At 46.2% G+C, this 13778-nt stretch carries 13 protein-coding genes; 6 read left to right on the forward strand and 7 right to left on the reverse strand.

The annotated features are described in order from the left end of the window. Positions 1-16: 16 nt before the first annotated feature. From YWE_RS0125740 to acuI, 7 genes are all read right to left on the reverse strand, one after another. Complete coding sequence (locus YWE_RS0125740; RefSeq protein ID WP_029097008.1) at positions 17-922, reverse strand: hypothetical protein; 906 nt, start codon at positions 920-922, stop codon at positions 17-19. A gap of 70 nt (positions 923-992) precedes the next feature. Next, positions 993-2363 (reverse strand): acetyl-CoA carboxylase biotin carboxylase subunit, encoded by a 1371-nt coding sequence (gene accC, locus YWE_RS0125745; RefSeq protein ID WP_036017172.1) that lies wholly within the window; start codon positions 2361-2363, stop codon positions 993-995. A gap of 11 nt (positions 2364-2374) precedes the next feature. Further along, the gene (gene accB, locus YWE_RS0125750; RefSeq protein WP_029097010.1) at positions 2375-2830 is read right to left on the reverse strand and encodes an acetyl-CoA carboxylase biotin carboxyl carrier protein; all 456 of its coding nucleotides are present in this window, start codon (positions 2828-2830) and stop codon (positions 2375-2377) included. Between the two features lie 41 nt (positions 2831-2871). Further along, positions 2872-3315, reverse strand: a complete 444-nt coding sequence (gene aroQ / locus YWE_RS0125755; RefSeq protein WP_029097011.1) for a type II 3-dehydroquinate dehydratase — start codon at positions 3313-3315, stop codon at positions 2872-2874. A gap of 231 nt (positions 3316-3546) precedes the next feature. Next, entirely contained in the window at positions 3547-4152 is a 606-nt protein-coding gene (msrQ, locus tag YWE_RS0125760) for a protein-methionine-sulfoxide reductase heme-binding subunit MsrQ (RefSeq protein ID WP_029097012.1), read from the reverse strand. After that, positions 4152-5153 carry a protein-methionine-sulfoxide reductase catalytic subunit MsrP gene (msrP, locus tag YWE_RS0125765; protein ID WP_029097013.1) on the reverse strand — a complete coding sequence of 334 codons (1002 nt, stop codon included), beginning with the start codon at positions 5151-5153 and terminating at the stop codon, positions 4152-4154. The genes msrQ and msrP overlap by 1 nt, the downstream gene beginning before the upstream one ends. A gap of 188 nt (positions 5154-5341) precedes the next feature. Beyond that, positions 5342-6319, reverse strand: coding sequence for an acrylyl-CoA reductase (NADPH) (gene acuI / locus YWE_RS0125770; protein WP_029097014.1), 978 nt, complete (start codon positions 6317-6319; stop codon positions 5342-5344). A 363-nt stretch (positions 6320-6682) separates the two neighbouring features. Between acuI and csrD the strand changes: the two genes are divergently transcribed. The 6 genes from csrD (at position 6683) to rng (ending at position 13743) form a co-directional block, all read left to right on the forward strand. Further along, complete coding sequence (csrD, locus tag YWE_RS0125775; protein ID WP_029097015.1) at positions 6683-8620, forward strand: RNase E specificity factor CsrD; 1938 nt, start codon at positions 6683-6685, stop codon at positions 8618-8620. A 270-nt stretch (positions 8621-8890) separates the two neighbouring features. Further along, complete coding sequence (mreB, locus tag YWE_RS0125780; RefSeq protein ID WP_029097016.1) at positions 8891-9934, forward strand: rod shape-determining protein MreB; 1044 nt, start codon at positions 8891-8893, stop codon at positions 9932-9934. A 179-nt stretch (positions 9935-10113) separates the two neighbouring features. Continuing rightward, positions 10114-11187, forward strand: coding sequence for a rod shape-determining protein MreC (gene mreC / locus YWE_RS28815; protein WP_036017174.1), 1074 nt, complete (start codon positions 10114-10116; stop codon positions 11185-11187). Beyond that, positions 11184-11672 (forward strand): rod shape-determining protein MreD, encoded by a 489-nt coding sequence (mreD, locus tag YWE_RS0125795; RefSeq protein WP_029097018.1) that lies wholly within the window; start codon positions 11184-11186, stop codon positions 11670-11672. Before mreC ends, mreD begins: the two co-directional genes overlap by 4 nt. A gap of 8 nt (positions 11673-11680) precedes the next feature. Next, a complete protein-coding gene (locus tag YWE_RS0125800) occupies positions 11681-12277 on the forward strand; it encodes a Maf family protein (RefSeq protein WP_029097019.1) in 597 nt (198 codons plus the stop codon). Further along, a complete protein-coding gene (rng, locus tag YWE_RS0125805) occupies positions 12274-13743 on the forward strand; it encodes a ribonuclease G (protein WP_029097020.1) in 1470 nt (489 codons plus the stop codon). Before YWE_RS0125800 ends, rng begins: the two co-directional genes overlap by 4 nt. The last annotated feature ends 35 nt before the right edge of the window (positions 13744-13778 follow it).

Consider the following 13778-nt stretch of genomic DNA (forward strand, 5'->3'; position numbering starts at 1 on the left):
GATTCGCCATAGATGGCTAACCGGTGACTAAATTATCTAACTCACTCTGAGGTTTACAAAAGCGCCTGACGGCAATCTGTTGGGATTTATACGATATATATAAGAAAACAAACAGGCTAAGATAAATAACAAATCCTAGATAAACCAAGAAACCCGCCATTGAGAATGCAGCAAGCAGTAATAGTAGAATGAGTCCGTGTAATAGCACATTAAACAAAATAGTAATCAAAATCCCAATTATACAGGCAATCAATGCACTTTTAATTGAAATATTTTGATTGTTTATTTTTTGCTGCCTTTTAACGATTACAAATGAAAGTATAAAATTAATGGGCACAATGACTAATACAGAACCGATAATACTTGCTTCAAAATAGTCTGAGCTATAAATAAATGGATTGATAGCCTGTAGAATAATTGATGTGTTTAATAAGGCATATACAAATGGTACCGTTAGGTTAATACGTTCCGGACCTTTAATTGTGTTTTTATTCGCTTGTTTTTCCAACCAAAATCGAATAATTAAAAACAACGAGATAAGAATAATCAATTGAAAAACAGCATGAATTACTGTTATCCAACCGTATGGGCTTATATATATATCAATAACACTCAATTGTTCAGTTAGTGATATAAAACCTTTAAATACATAATTAAAACAACGGGATGATATTTGCCATTGGGCAATAAAATAGGCGAAAGTTAATATTACATTTAGCCGAGTAGCTGAATACTTTTTCCCACTGTTTAGGGTCAAGAACAGTGCGAAAATAATCGTTGAGTCGAAGAGGAAATCAAATAAGTCAACCAGGGCATAAGTGAGTGCCAGCGGCTGATGGCTAGTAAAGTAAGCATAAAGATATAAGCCAAGATTACCCAGGACAATGCACAGCGGTAATATAAATTGTACGTTCCGTTTCATCATAAATCCTTTTAATAAGAAAGGCCGATATAAATCGGCCTTTCTTCCATATTACAGAACCAGTAATAAATTACTTTTCCTGAATACCCAGCAGTTTCTCCAGATAATGAATGTTGGTTCCGCCTTTCTCGAACCCTTTGTCATTCATAATCCGCAGCTGCAGGCTGACGTTGGTTTTTATACCGTCGATAATCAGCTCGGCCAGTGCGTTCTTCATACGGGAAATCGCAACTTCGCGGGTTTCACCGTAAGCAATCAGTTTACCGATCATGGAGTCATAATATGGTGGTACCGTATAGCCGGCATAAATATGAGATTCCCAACGGATACCAAAACCGCCCGGCGCGTGGAAACGGGTAATCTTACCCGGAGACGGCAGGAAGTTATTTGGATCTTCGGCGTTAATCCGGCATTCGATAGCGTGACCATGAACCTGAATATCTTTTTGTTTGATAGACAGTTTCTGACCGTCGGCAACGCGAAGCTGCTCTTTGATCAGGTCAACGCCAGTGATCATTTCTGTCACCGGATGCTCAACTTGAATACGGGTATTCATTTCAATGAAATAGAACTCGCCGTTTTCATACAGGAATTCGAAAGTTCCTGCGCCGCGATAACCAATTTCGATACAGGCTTTGGTACAACGTTCACCGATATAGCGACGAAGCTCTTCGGTAATGCCCGGTGCCGGCGCTTCTTCAACCACTTTCTGGTGACGACGTTGCATTGAGCAATCGCGCTCTGCCAGATAAACCGCATTTCCCTGACCATCAGCCATAATCTGAATTTCAATATGGCGAGGATTCTCAAGGAATTTTTCCATATATACCATGTCGTTGTTGAAAGCTGCTTTAGCTTCCGCACGGGTCATGTTGATGGATTCTTCCAGATCTTTGTCGCTGCGCACTACGCGCATACCACGACCGCCGCCGCCGCCTGACGCTTTGATAATAACCGGATAGCCGATGTTCTTGGCAAACTCACGGTTTTTAACCATATCATCATCCAGTGAACCGTCGGAACCCGGTACACAAGGTACGCCGGCTTTTTTCATTGCGCTGATGGCAGAAACTTTGTCACCCATGATGCGGATGGTTTCTGCTTTCGGTCCGATGAAAATAAAGCCTGAACGTTCAACTTGTTCAGCAAAATCAGCGTTCTCAGATAAGAAGCCGTATCCCGGATGGATAGCATCGGCGCCGGTAATTTCAGCAGCGGCTATCAGGGCCGGAATATTTAAATAGCTTTTTACCGATTGGGCAGGACCGATACATACGGTTTCATCTGCCAGCAGAACGTGTTTTAAATCGCGATCTGCGCTGGAGTGAACGGCAACCGTTTTGATTCCCAGCTCTTTACACGCACGTAAAATACGTAATGCGATCTCACCGCGGTTAGCGATGACAACTTTTTCAATCTTGTCCAGTTTCTTCTTAGACATAGCTCGCCTCGTTATTCGATGATGACTAGCGGCTCGTCAAATTCTACCGGCTGCCCGCTTTCTAACAGAATCGCTTTTACAACGCCTGCTTTATCTGCTTCGATTTGGTTCATCATTTTCATTGCTTCAACGATACATAAGGTATCGCCAACGGCAACAGTTTGGCCAACTTCAATAAATGCTTTGGCATCAGGGCTTGGGGTGCGGTAGAAAGTCCCAACCATTGGTGAGCGCACGATATGACCGCTGATAGCTGCAGGTGCTGCTTCAACCGGCGCGGCAACCGCGGCGGGTTGAGCAACCGGTGCAGCCATTTGCGGCATGGCATACTGTTGCATCGGCATATAGCTGCCTGCTGCCGGGCTACGGCTGATACGAACTGACTCTTCGCCTTCAGAAATCTCTAACTCGTTAATGCCAGACTCTTCAACTAGTTCGATCAGTTTTTTAATTTTACGAATATCCATAGGTGTGATTCCGTATTCTCTCGTTGCGTGGAATAAAAAAATTATTGCAGTCGGCGGGCTGCCGCCTGCAGGGCAAAGTCATAGCCGTCAGCGCCGAGACCACAAATAACACCGACTGCAATATCGGAAAGATATGAGTGATGTCTGAAAGGTTCTCGTGCATGGACGTTAGACAGATGAATTTCAATAAACGGTATATTGACCGCTAACAGCGCATCCCGAATAGCCACACTGGTATGGGTAAACGCTGCCGGATTAATGAGGATAAAATCGACAGAGCCGCGAGCCTGATGGATCGCATTAATAATTTCGTGCTCTGCGTTTGATTGCAGATGAGAGAACTCAAAGCCTAAGCGCTGAGTTTCGTTATCTAATTTTTTGACGATATCAGCCAGCGTAGTATGACCGTACTTCTCTGGTTCGCGGGTCCCTAATAAATTTAGGTTAGGCCCGTTTAACAGCAAAATGTGCGTTTTTTTCGTCATTGTGCTGGCATCTCCGGCAATCAAACAGTAATCGTTAAAAGTAACTCGATGTCATCCAATTGTCACTATTCTTATTGGAAAATTGTATGACGTCGCAGAAATAAAGTGCGCCATTATATCTATATCGGCGAAATTAGCAGCCTTTTACTGGTCTTATCAGCGAAGATTGTTTAACCATATTCGAGCAAAGCCTTGTCTGGTAAGCCATTAGCGAGAATAAACAGGTATAAGTTATTTGCGTTTTATCATCCATTGGGTGAATTTTTTATAGCGAACGACTAACAACAGTGCTGATATCAGAGCATAAATCACAATTTGTAGCGATAGTACTTTGGTGGATAACAACCCGTGCAGAGGGGCTAATATCGCGACCAGATAGATAAAATTATGTAATCGCTGCCAGTTAGAGCCTAATTTTCGCTGTAAGTTCTGGGTGGATGTCACCGTTAAGGCAAACAGAATGATCCAACTGATAATACCCAGTATCAGATAATTGCGTTTAACCAGCTCGCCGAATAATAAAGACATATTCAGCCCGAGCTCCAAAGCGCTATAGCTGATGAGGTGTAACGAAGCCCAAGCAAAACACCATAGCCCCAGCAATCTGCGACAGCGTACTAAAATCGGCATATGCAGCGCACGGGCCAGCGGTGAAACCAACAGGGTTGCTAGCAATAACTTTAGCGCCATTCTGCCGGTGTAGTGCTGAATATCTTTTGCCGCATCGGCACTGAGCCAGCCCTGATTAATTGATAAAATTAGCCATAAAAAAGGGATAAAGGCCAGTAAGTGTAGCCCCAGTTTTAGCCACTTAATGTTTTTTGGTGTTAGCCGCACTAGAAGTTGCTCCGTAAGTCCAAGCCGCTGTACATAGAGGCGACCCGATCGGCATAACCGTTAAATAGCAAAGTAGGCTGGCGTTTGACGTCCAGAATGCCACCGGAGCCAATCACCCTTTCCGTCGCCTGAGACCAACGTGGATGGTCAACTTGAGGATTTACATTAGCGTAAAATCCATATTCATTAGGCGCACTCAGGTTCCAGGTTGTTGGCGGTTGCTGTTCTGTTAGCCTAATTTCAACGATGGATTTGATGCTTTTAAACCCGTACTTCCACGGCGTGATTAATCGGACCGGTGCGCCATTTTGGTTTGGCAACGTTTTGCCATAAACGCCGACGGTGAGTAACGTTAGCGGGTTCATCGCTTCATCCATGCGCAAGCCCTCAACGTAAGGATATTCCAAACCGCCACCGGTGAACCTGTTGGCCTGACCGGGCATCTGTTCAGGGTCGTATAACGTATGAAAAGCCACATAGCGGGCTTTACTGGTTGGTTCTGCGAATTTAATCAGCTTACCTAATTCAAATCCGATCCAAGGAATAACCATTGACCAGGCTTCGACACAACGCAGGCGATAGATTCTCTCTTCTAGCGCAAAGCGTTTGATTAAGTCATCGATGTTTAGTGTGATCGGTTTGGCGACTTCACCGCTGATATGGATCTGCCAGCCTTCTGTTTTGAGCGAGCCTGAGTTAGCGGCAGGATCGGCTTTATCTAAGCCGAATTCATAAAAATTGTTATAGCCGGTCACTTTATCTTCAGGCGTCAGAGGCAGATCGGCGTGATAGGCGGCAGGTTTAGTGAAGTCGAGCGGCTTACCTGAGGGAGCGGTAGGTTTTTCACTGCCTTTAAGCCATGAAAACAGTTCGGCCTGAGCGCTTATCGGTAGCGTTAACGCGGCGGCGGTAAGACCCAGCGCCTGTAAAACCTTCCGGCGCTGATAAAATATCTCTTCTGGCGTCACGCTACTTTCTGTTAATCGTGATTTCTTGGTCATCGTGATTTCTCTGCTGCAATAGGTTTGTGATGTTATTCAATCTTTATAGACAAAGAATGGCCGTAAAAGTGTCTTTATGCCACGATAGTTTTGCCGAGGGGGATAAAAAAGGAATAATAAGAATAGGCGAGAATATTGATAAGCAGCGTAACGCCATTGATTTAGTTGGCGTTACGCTGTGTGTTGGCTTAGCGAGTTTTTACGATAACGCGGCCAGTTACTTTATTGTTTAATAAACTTTCTGCTGTTTTAGGAACATCAGCCAAGGAAATTTCCGTGGTGGCGAGCTGGTAGAAACTCTCTGGCAGGATTTCAGCCAGACGTTTCCAAGCCTGAGCACGGCGGGCTGGCGGGGTCATTACTGAATCAACGCCCTGCAGGCGGACATTACGCAGAATAAACGGCATCACGGTTGTTGGTAGTTTATATCCGCCAGCCAGACCACAGGCTGCAACAGTAGAGCCGTAGTCCATTTGTGCAATGATTTTAGCCAGCATGTCACCGCCAACAACGTCGATTGCGCCGCCCCAGCGCTGTTTTTCCAGCGGGCGAGGTGCATCACTAAAGCTGTCTCTTTCAATAACAAAATTGGCACCAAGAGAAAGTAAATATTCGGCATTTTGCTGGCGGCCGCTGACGGCACACACCTGATACCCTAATGCATGCAGTAAGGCCACGGCAGCACTGCCAACGCCACCGCTGGCACCGGTAACCAAAATTTCACCGCTTTCAGGCGTAATTCCGCCGTCCTCCAGTGCCATTACGCATAACATGGCGGTAAAACCGGCAGTGCCTATCACCATGGCTTTACGCTGGTCTAACCCGCTAGGCAGCGGAACCAGCCAGTCACCGTTAACTCGAGCCTGTTCGGCTAACCCACCCCAGTGGGTTTCACCAACGCCCCAGCCGGTGAGTAAAACATTTTGTCCTACCTGATAGCGCGGATCTTCACTGGCACTTACCGTTCCGGCAAAGTCGATGCCGGGTACCATTGGAAAGTCACGAATGATTTTGCCTTTTCCGGTCACGGCTAGAGCGTCTTTATAGTTAATGCTGGACCAGTTTACATCGACGGTGACATTGCCAGCCGGTAGTTGTTCGGTTGAAATCTCACGTAATGAGGCTAGAGTTAGCCCATCTTGTTGCTCAAGAACCAGTGCTTTTATCATATTATCGCTCTTATCCAGAAGGTTAGAAGGGACGGATTGGGCAGAAAGGCGTTCATCCGAGATCGGGTCTTTGGGCTATTATTCGCTTTTGCTCTCTTCGGGGCAATAAATTAAGGCCACGGGATTTAATCAAGCCGAGCTGATTGTGGTGCACAAAAAGGTTGAATGATGAATCTTAATAATGTTAGTTGCTTGATCCTTATGAAAAGAATGACTCTTTCTTTCCAAAATAAGGGATTGGACAACTAATTAATCATAAAGCTGGCTATAATCTTAAGGTATTAGTCAAAAACTCAGCGGTGTGATGATGTTATCCCACCATAAATTTATCTTACAGATTAGAATCAAATTGTTATGGGAATGAGATTTACCGCCAGACTGTCGATTTTTATTTCTCTATTAGTCTTCCTAACCATGGTTGTCGCGCTGCTTACCAGTATGTTAAGCGTCTACTTTGTGGGGGAAGACAAGATGGGGAAACACTGGCGAGCCTTGGCTTCCACCGTCGATCAGGCTTTGATTTATCAAAAGCCTGAGTCATATGATGGTTGGCTTCCTGTCATTATGTATGCGACGGGAGTACGACACTTGACCATTAGTGACGGGCAAGGTCAGGTGGTGTATACCCATTCCACAGAGAGTAAGGCCGGATTCTGGGACTATTTTCATAGCTTGAGTGAGGCCGACCTTCAGTTGCCTCAGCATCCGAAATATAGCCTAAAGATCGTCTATGCTAACCCCATTCTCAGCACTATCTTCTCTGTGCCAACCATGCTGTCTATTTTGGCGGTAGTGGTGTTTATCTCATTGGTTCTATGTTGGTGGATCCGCTGGTTAAAGCGTCAATTTAAAGGGCTTCTATTATTGGAAGAGCGTTCGTGGCGGATTTTAGCCGGTGAGCGTGAAGATGTAGCAATCGGTAATATTCATGAATGGCCGGTGAATACCAGCGGAGCTATCGATCGCTTATTGTCAGATTTGAAAAATATGAGTGAGGAACGGCTACGGGTTGATAAGCTTATCAGAGCCTTTGCCGCACAGGATTCACAAACGGGTTTAAATAACCGGTTATTTTTTGACAATCAGCTAGCGACACAGTTGGAAGAAACCAACGTGCACGGCGTTGTGATGATGATTCGCCTGCCCGAGTTGGAGCTGTTAGTCGAAGAGCATGGTAAAGAAGCTATCGACGACCTGCTCTATATGCTGGTAAATATGCTTTCTACCTTCATTATGCGACACCCCGGTGCATTGCTGGCTCGCTATTTTAGTAATGATTTCAGCGTGATGTTGCCGCACCGTTCATTAAGAGAGGCTGATTCTATTGCCGCTCAGTTGGTGAATGCTATCGGTACATTGCCTATTGTTCCCGGTATTGAGCGAGAGTCACTGATTCATATTGGCGTTTGTGCTTATCACAGCGGCCAGCTTGCTGAGCAGGTGATGGATAATGCCGAACAGGCTGCCCGTACGGCTGAGTTGCAGGGTGGAAACGGCTGGTTTATTTACGATAGCCCGGTGCCGGAGACTGCCAGAGGAAGCGTTCGCTGGCGTACGTTGCTAGAGCAAGTATTGGCTCGCGGCGGTCCTGAAATTTACTATAAGCCGGCAGTGACTATTAACGGTGACTTGAATCACCGGGAGATACTGGTTCGTATTCGTGACGGCAGTGAGGAACTACACCCGGCAGAGTTCATGCCATTAGTGCAGCAATTTGGTCTGACGGAGCGATTCGATCGTCAGGTCATCAGTAAGTCATTACCTCTGCTTGATTTGTGGCCAGATGATTCTATTGCGGTTTCAATCACCGTCGACTCCCTGCTAAAACACTCTTTTCAGATATGGTTACGGGATAATTTGCTGGAAAGAACAAAAGATCATCGTAAGCGAATTATATTTGAACTTGCAGAGGCAGATGTAGGTCAATATAGCGACCGTTTACGTTCTGTTATCCGGTTATTAAACGCAGTGGGCTGCCGTTTGGGAATTGTGCAGGCGGGCCTGACGGTGGTGAGTACTCATTATATTAAGACGCTGCCGATTGAAGTGATTAAACTTCATCCGGGTCTGGTACGAAATATTGACCGGCGACCAGAGAATCAATTATTTGTTGATAGTTTAGTCAGCGCCTGCGAAGGCACTAATATTATGGTTATGGCGGCAAGCGTAAGAACGAATCTTGAATGGAAAACGCTGTGTTCTCGGGGAGTTATCGGTGGACAGGGTGAATTTTTTGCCTCACCGAAGAAGATTCCGACTTCTCAAGAAAAAAATACTGGGCGTTATCGTCATTTTTAACTCTGAATTATGTATGTTTTTCACGTAGAATAGCGTTCCTTGCTTATCTATCTTTATTTGCCTGTGCGTGATGTTGCGCGTAAGCCGATAAATTAAGTTAAAAAGTTTATGCGCTGTGTGTTGATTGACCCTAAATACAACATGCGGATTGAGCTCACGTAGGATGCGGCCATTAAGATGCACGCTTTTTGTGCCTTGTAGCAGTCCTTCGTGGTTGGTTAAAGTTGGCGGCTTAATATACCGCCTCTGCTTTCAGGATTACTCTCTAGAATGTTTAAGAAATTTCGTGGCATGTTTTCTAATGACCTGTCTATAGACTTGGGTACTGCGAATACCCTGATCTATGTAAAAGGGCAAGGCATCGTATTGAATGAACCATCAGTGGTCGCTATTCGTCAAGATCGCGTCGGCTCGCCGAAAAGCGTTGCGGCTGTTGGCCATGAAGCTAAACAAATGCTGGGGCGTACTCCGGGCTACATTGCTGCGATTCGTCCAATGAAAGATGGCGTTATCGCTGACTTCTTCGTGACGGAAAAAATGCTTCAGCACTTTATTCGTCAGGTTCATAGCAATAGCTTTTTACGTCCAAGCCCTCGCGTATTGGTTTGTGTTCCGGTTGGTGCAACTCAGGTTGAGCGTCGTGCTATTCGTGAGTCAGCTCAGGGCGCAGGTGCTCGCGAAGTATTCCTGATTGAAGAACCAATGGCGGCTGCTATCGGTGCCGGTTTACCGGTTTCTGAAGCAACAGGTTCAATGGTTGTCGATATCGGTGGTGGTACCACTGAAGTGGCGGTCATTTCACTTAACGGTGTGGTTTACTCTTCTTCTGTACGTATCGGTGGTGACCGCTTTGATGAAGCGATCATTAACTATGTGCGCCGTAACTATGGTTCACTGATTGGTGAAGCAACGGCAGAGCGTATTAAACATGAAATCGGTTCGGCTTACCCGGGCGATGAAGTGCGTGAAATCGAAGTTCGTGGCCGTAACCTTGCAGAAGGTGTACCGCGCGGATTTACGCTGAACTCCAATGAAATTCTTGAAGCATTACAGGAGCCACTGGCAGGTATCGTTAGTGCGGTTATGGTTGCCTTAGAGCAATGTCCTCCAGAACTGGCATCAGATATTTCCGAGCGCGGAATGGTTCTGACCGGTGGTGGTGCTCTGCTGCGTAATTTAGATCGCTTACTGATGGAAGAAACAGGTATTCCTGTTGTTGTCGGTGATGATCCTCTGACATGCGTTGCCCGCGGTGGCGGTAAAGCGTTAGAAATGATCGATATGCACGGCGGCGATTTATTCAGCGAAGACTGATTTCAGTTTTTGTTCTCTGATTGCAGATATTTTCAAGGATTAGGCTTTGGTTCCTGTGCTTTGGAGCCTGTTTCCCCTTGTCAGTGAAGGTATCTGCTATATCAGGTAACAAAAAGAAATAAGTTGTCCCTGCATGAGGGGTTTTTAGCCCCTTTCTATCGTCAAGGATAATGCAATTTATGAAGCCCATTTTTAGCAGAGGCCCGTCCCTGCAGCTCCGTCTATTTTTAGCTGTTATCTTTGCTATTGTGCTGATCGTTGCCGATAGCCGATTAAACGTTTTTTCAAAAGTACGCACCTTTCTGGATACTGCGATTAGCCCGTTCTTTTTTGTGGCTAATGGACCGCGTGACGTTCTGGACGGTGTTTCTGACACTTTTACCTCCCGCGAAGATCTACAGAAAGACAATCAGGCCCTACGACAGGAGCTTTTGCTGAAAAGTAGTGATCTGCTATTGCTCGGGCAACTACAGCAGGAAAATAATCGTTTACGTGAACTGTTGGGCTCGCCGTTACGCGGTGATGAACATAAGATGATCACGCAGGTGCTCTCTACTGAATCCGATCCGTACAGCTATCAGGTGGTGATCGATAAAGGTTTTCAGAATGGGGTCTATGAAGGCCAGCCGGTTATCAATGACCGGGGGGTGGTCGGTCAGGTCGTCGCCGTTGCCCGCAATACCAGCCGCGTACTATTGATCTGTGATACATCCCACTCTTTACCCATTCAGGTTTTGCGTAATGATATTCGGGTTATTGCGGTAGGCTCAGGCTGCACTGACGATCTGCAACTGGAGTATTTGCCTCGCGATACGGATATTCGTGTTGGTGATGTGTTGGTGACTTCCGGATTAGGCGGGCGTTTTCCTGAAGGTTATCCGGTTGCCGTGGTTTCTTCGGTGACGATTGATGACCAGCGCGCCAATACCGTTATTCAGGCTCACCCTACGGTGGGTTTACAGCGTTTACGCTATTTATTACTGCTTTGGCCTAGTGATAGGGATGACGATAAACCCTTACCTCCGGATGAGGTCAGACGCATTGCTAAAGAGCGTTTACGTCAAATGATGCCTCAGGTGTTACCACCTGAAACGACTCCGGCACCGGTCACTGAGACTAATACAACCACGCCTGCAGCCACCGGCACCACCACACCGGTTTCAGGTGCAGCACCGGCATCCAATCGAAATAATAATCGACCAGCTCCTATCACCCGACCAGCGTCAGGCCAGCCGGCCAGAGGCGGGCAATGAGCCATTATAATAGCTCTGGCCTTTGGGTGATTTGGCTATCATTTCTGATCGCTTTAGTTTTGCAGACTATGCCATGGCCGGACGAGCTATATTTATTTCGCCCGTCATGGGTGACATTAATGGTTATTTATTGGGTTATGGCGTTACCTCATCGGATTAACGTAGGTACCGCCTTTGTTTTAGGTCTGATTTGGGACCTAACATTAGGATCCACGCTGGGCGTCAGAGGCTTATCCTTGGGGATTATTGCCTATGTGGTCGCCTTCCGCTGTCAGCTATTACGTAATATGGCGCTGTGGCAACAGGCTCTGGTTGTGGTGCTATTGTCTCTGGTGATGGGCGTTATCGTATTTTGGGCTGAGTTTATGGTTCGTAATGTGACTTTCCGCCCTGAAATTTTCTGGAATAGTGTCACTAATGGCCTGTTGTGGCCGTGGATTTTTCTGTTAATGCGTAAAATACGCCGGCGCCTTGCCGTTAGATGAGACTTGGTATGCAACCTATTTATCTGGCTTCAGCCTCTCCCCGCCGCAGTGAATTACTGACACTATTACAAATCCCATTTGAACGCTTGGTTATTGATGTTGAAGAACAACAACGGCCCGGTGAAGCTGTAAATGACTATGTTTGCCGGTTGGCAAAGTCTAAGGCCCAGGCCGGTGTCTTAGTGGCTGAGAAAGATTATCCGGTACTGGGGGCCGATACCATCGTGGTGTTGAACGGCAAAGTGCTGGAGAAACCGAAAGATCGGGACGATGCAGCCCGTATGCTGAGTTTGCTATCCGGAAATCAGCATCAGGTTGTTACTGCGATTGCTTTTGCTAATCAAAGACATGTGATGTGCTATTCTGTTATTACTGATGTGATTTTTCGCACGCTAACTCAACAAGATATCGAATCATATATTGTTAGCGGTGAACCAATGGATAAAGCCGGATCTTACGGTATTCAGGGCTTTGGTGGCAGCTTTGTCCGCGCAATTAACGGTAGCTATCATGCAGTTGTAGGCTTGCCCCTAGTCGAGACCCGTGAGCTTCTGACTAAGTTTGTTCAGGCGAACATCGGCGATATAAATAAGGAATTAGAATGACAGCTGAATTATTAGTTAACGTAACGCCGTCAGAAACCCGCGTGGCTTTTATTGACGGTGGAATACTGCAAGAAATCCATATCGACCGCGAATCTAAACGCGGAATTGTGGGTAATATTTATAAAGGGCGCGTTAGCCGCGTATTACCCGGAATGCAGGCTGCGTTTGTCGATATCGGATTGGATAAAGCTGCTTTTCTTCATGCATCAGACATCATACCGCATACTGAATGCATCGCTGATAATGAACAAAAACAGTTTAACGTTCGTGATATTACCGAACTGGTTCGTCAGGGGCAGGATTTAGTCGTTCAGGTGGTAAAAGATCCGCTGGGCACTAAAGGCGCTCGACTAACGACCGATATCACTCTTCCTTCCCGCTACTTAGTTTTTATGCCGGGTGCATCTCACGTGGGGGTTTCTCAACGTATAGATAGTGAAGAAGAGCGCGAGCGGTTAAAACAGATTGTGTCCGAATATTGTGATGAAATGGGCGGATTTATTATTCGTACCGCGGCGGAAGGTGTAAGAAGCGAAGAGCTGGCACAGGATGCTGCCTTTCTGAAACGCTTATGGGGTAAGGTTCTTGAGCGTAAAGGCCGTGGCGGAACTAAAAATAAGCTATACGGTGAACTGGCGCTGACCCAGCGCGTGCTGCGTGATTTTGCCGGTGAGTCATTGGACAGAATTCGCGTTGACTCCCGTCTGACTTATGATTCTCTGGTGGAGTTTACCACTGAGTTTATGCCGCAAATGACCGCTAAGCTCGATCGCTATATCGGTAAGCAGCCAATCTTTGATTTATATGACGTTGAGAACGAAATTCAGCGAGCATTAGATCGCAAGGTTGAGCTCAAGTCCGGTGGTTATCTGATTATCGATCAGACTGAAGCCATGACCACTATTGATATTAATACCGGCGCATTTGTGGGTCATCGTAATTTAGATGAAACCATTTTTAACACCAATATTGAAGCAACTCAGGCGATTGCCCGGCAGCTTCGGTTACGTAATCTTGGCGGCATTATTATTATCGATTTTATCGATATGACGTCGGAAGATCACCGCCGCCGGGTCCTGAGCTCATTAGAGCAGGCGCTGGCGAAAGATCGCGTAAAGACCGGGGTCAATGACTTCTCTGCTCTGGGGCTGGTTGAAATGACCCGTAAGCGGACTCGTGAGAGTCTGGAACACGTGCTATGTGGTGAATGCCCCAGCTGCCGTGGGCGTGGAAGAGTTAAAACCGTTGAAACAGTATGTTATGAAATTCTGCGGGAAATTGTCCGGGTGCACCATGCCTATGATGCCGATCGCTTCTTAGTCTATGCTTCTCCAGATGTCGGTGAAGCGCTGAAAAGCGAAGAGTCTTATTCTTTAGCCGAAGTTGAGCTGTTTGTCGGTAAGCAGGTTAAAATACAAATAGAGCCACTGTATAACCGAGAACAGTTTGATGTGGTGATGATGTAGTTGATACAGATAATTTTTATATATTGGTCTCAGTT

Origin of the sequence: Budvicia aquatica DSM 5075 = ATCC 35567 (assembly GCF_000427805.1) — a bacterium.
Taxonomy (GTDB): Bacteria; Pseudomonadota; Gammaproteobacteria; order Enterobacterales; family Enterobacteriaceae; genus Budvicia; species Budvicia aquatica.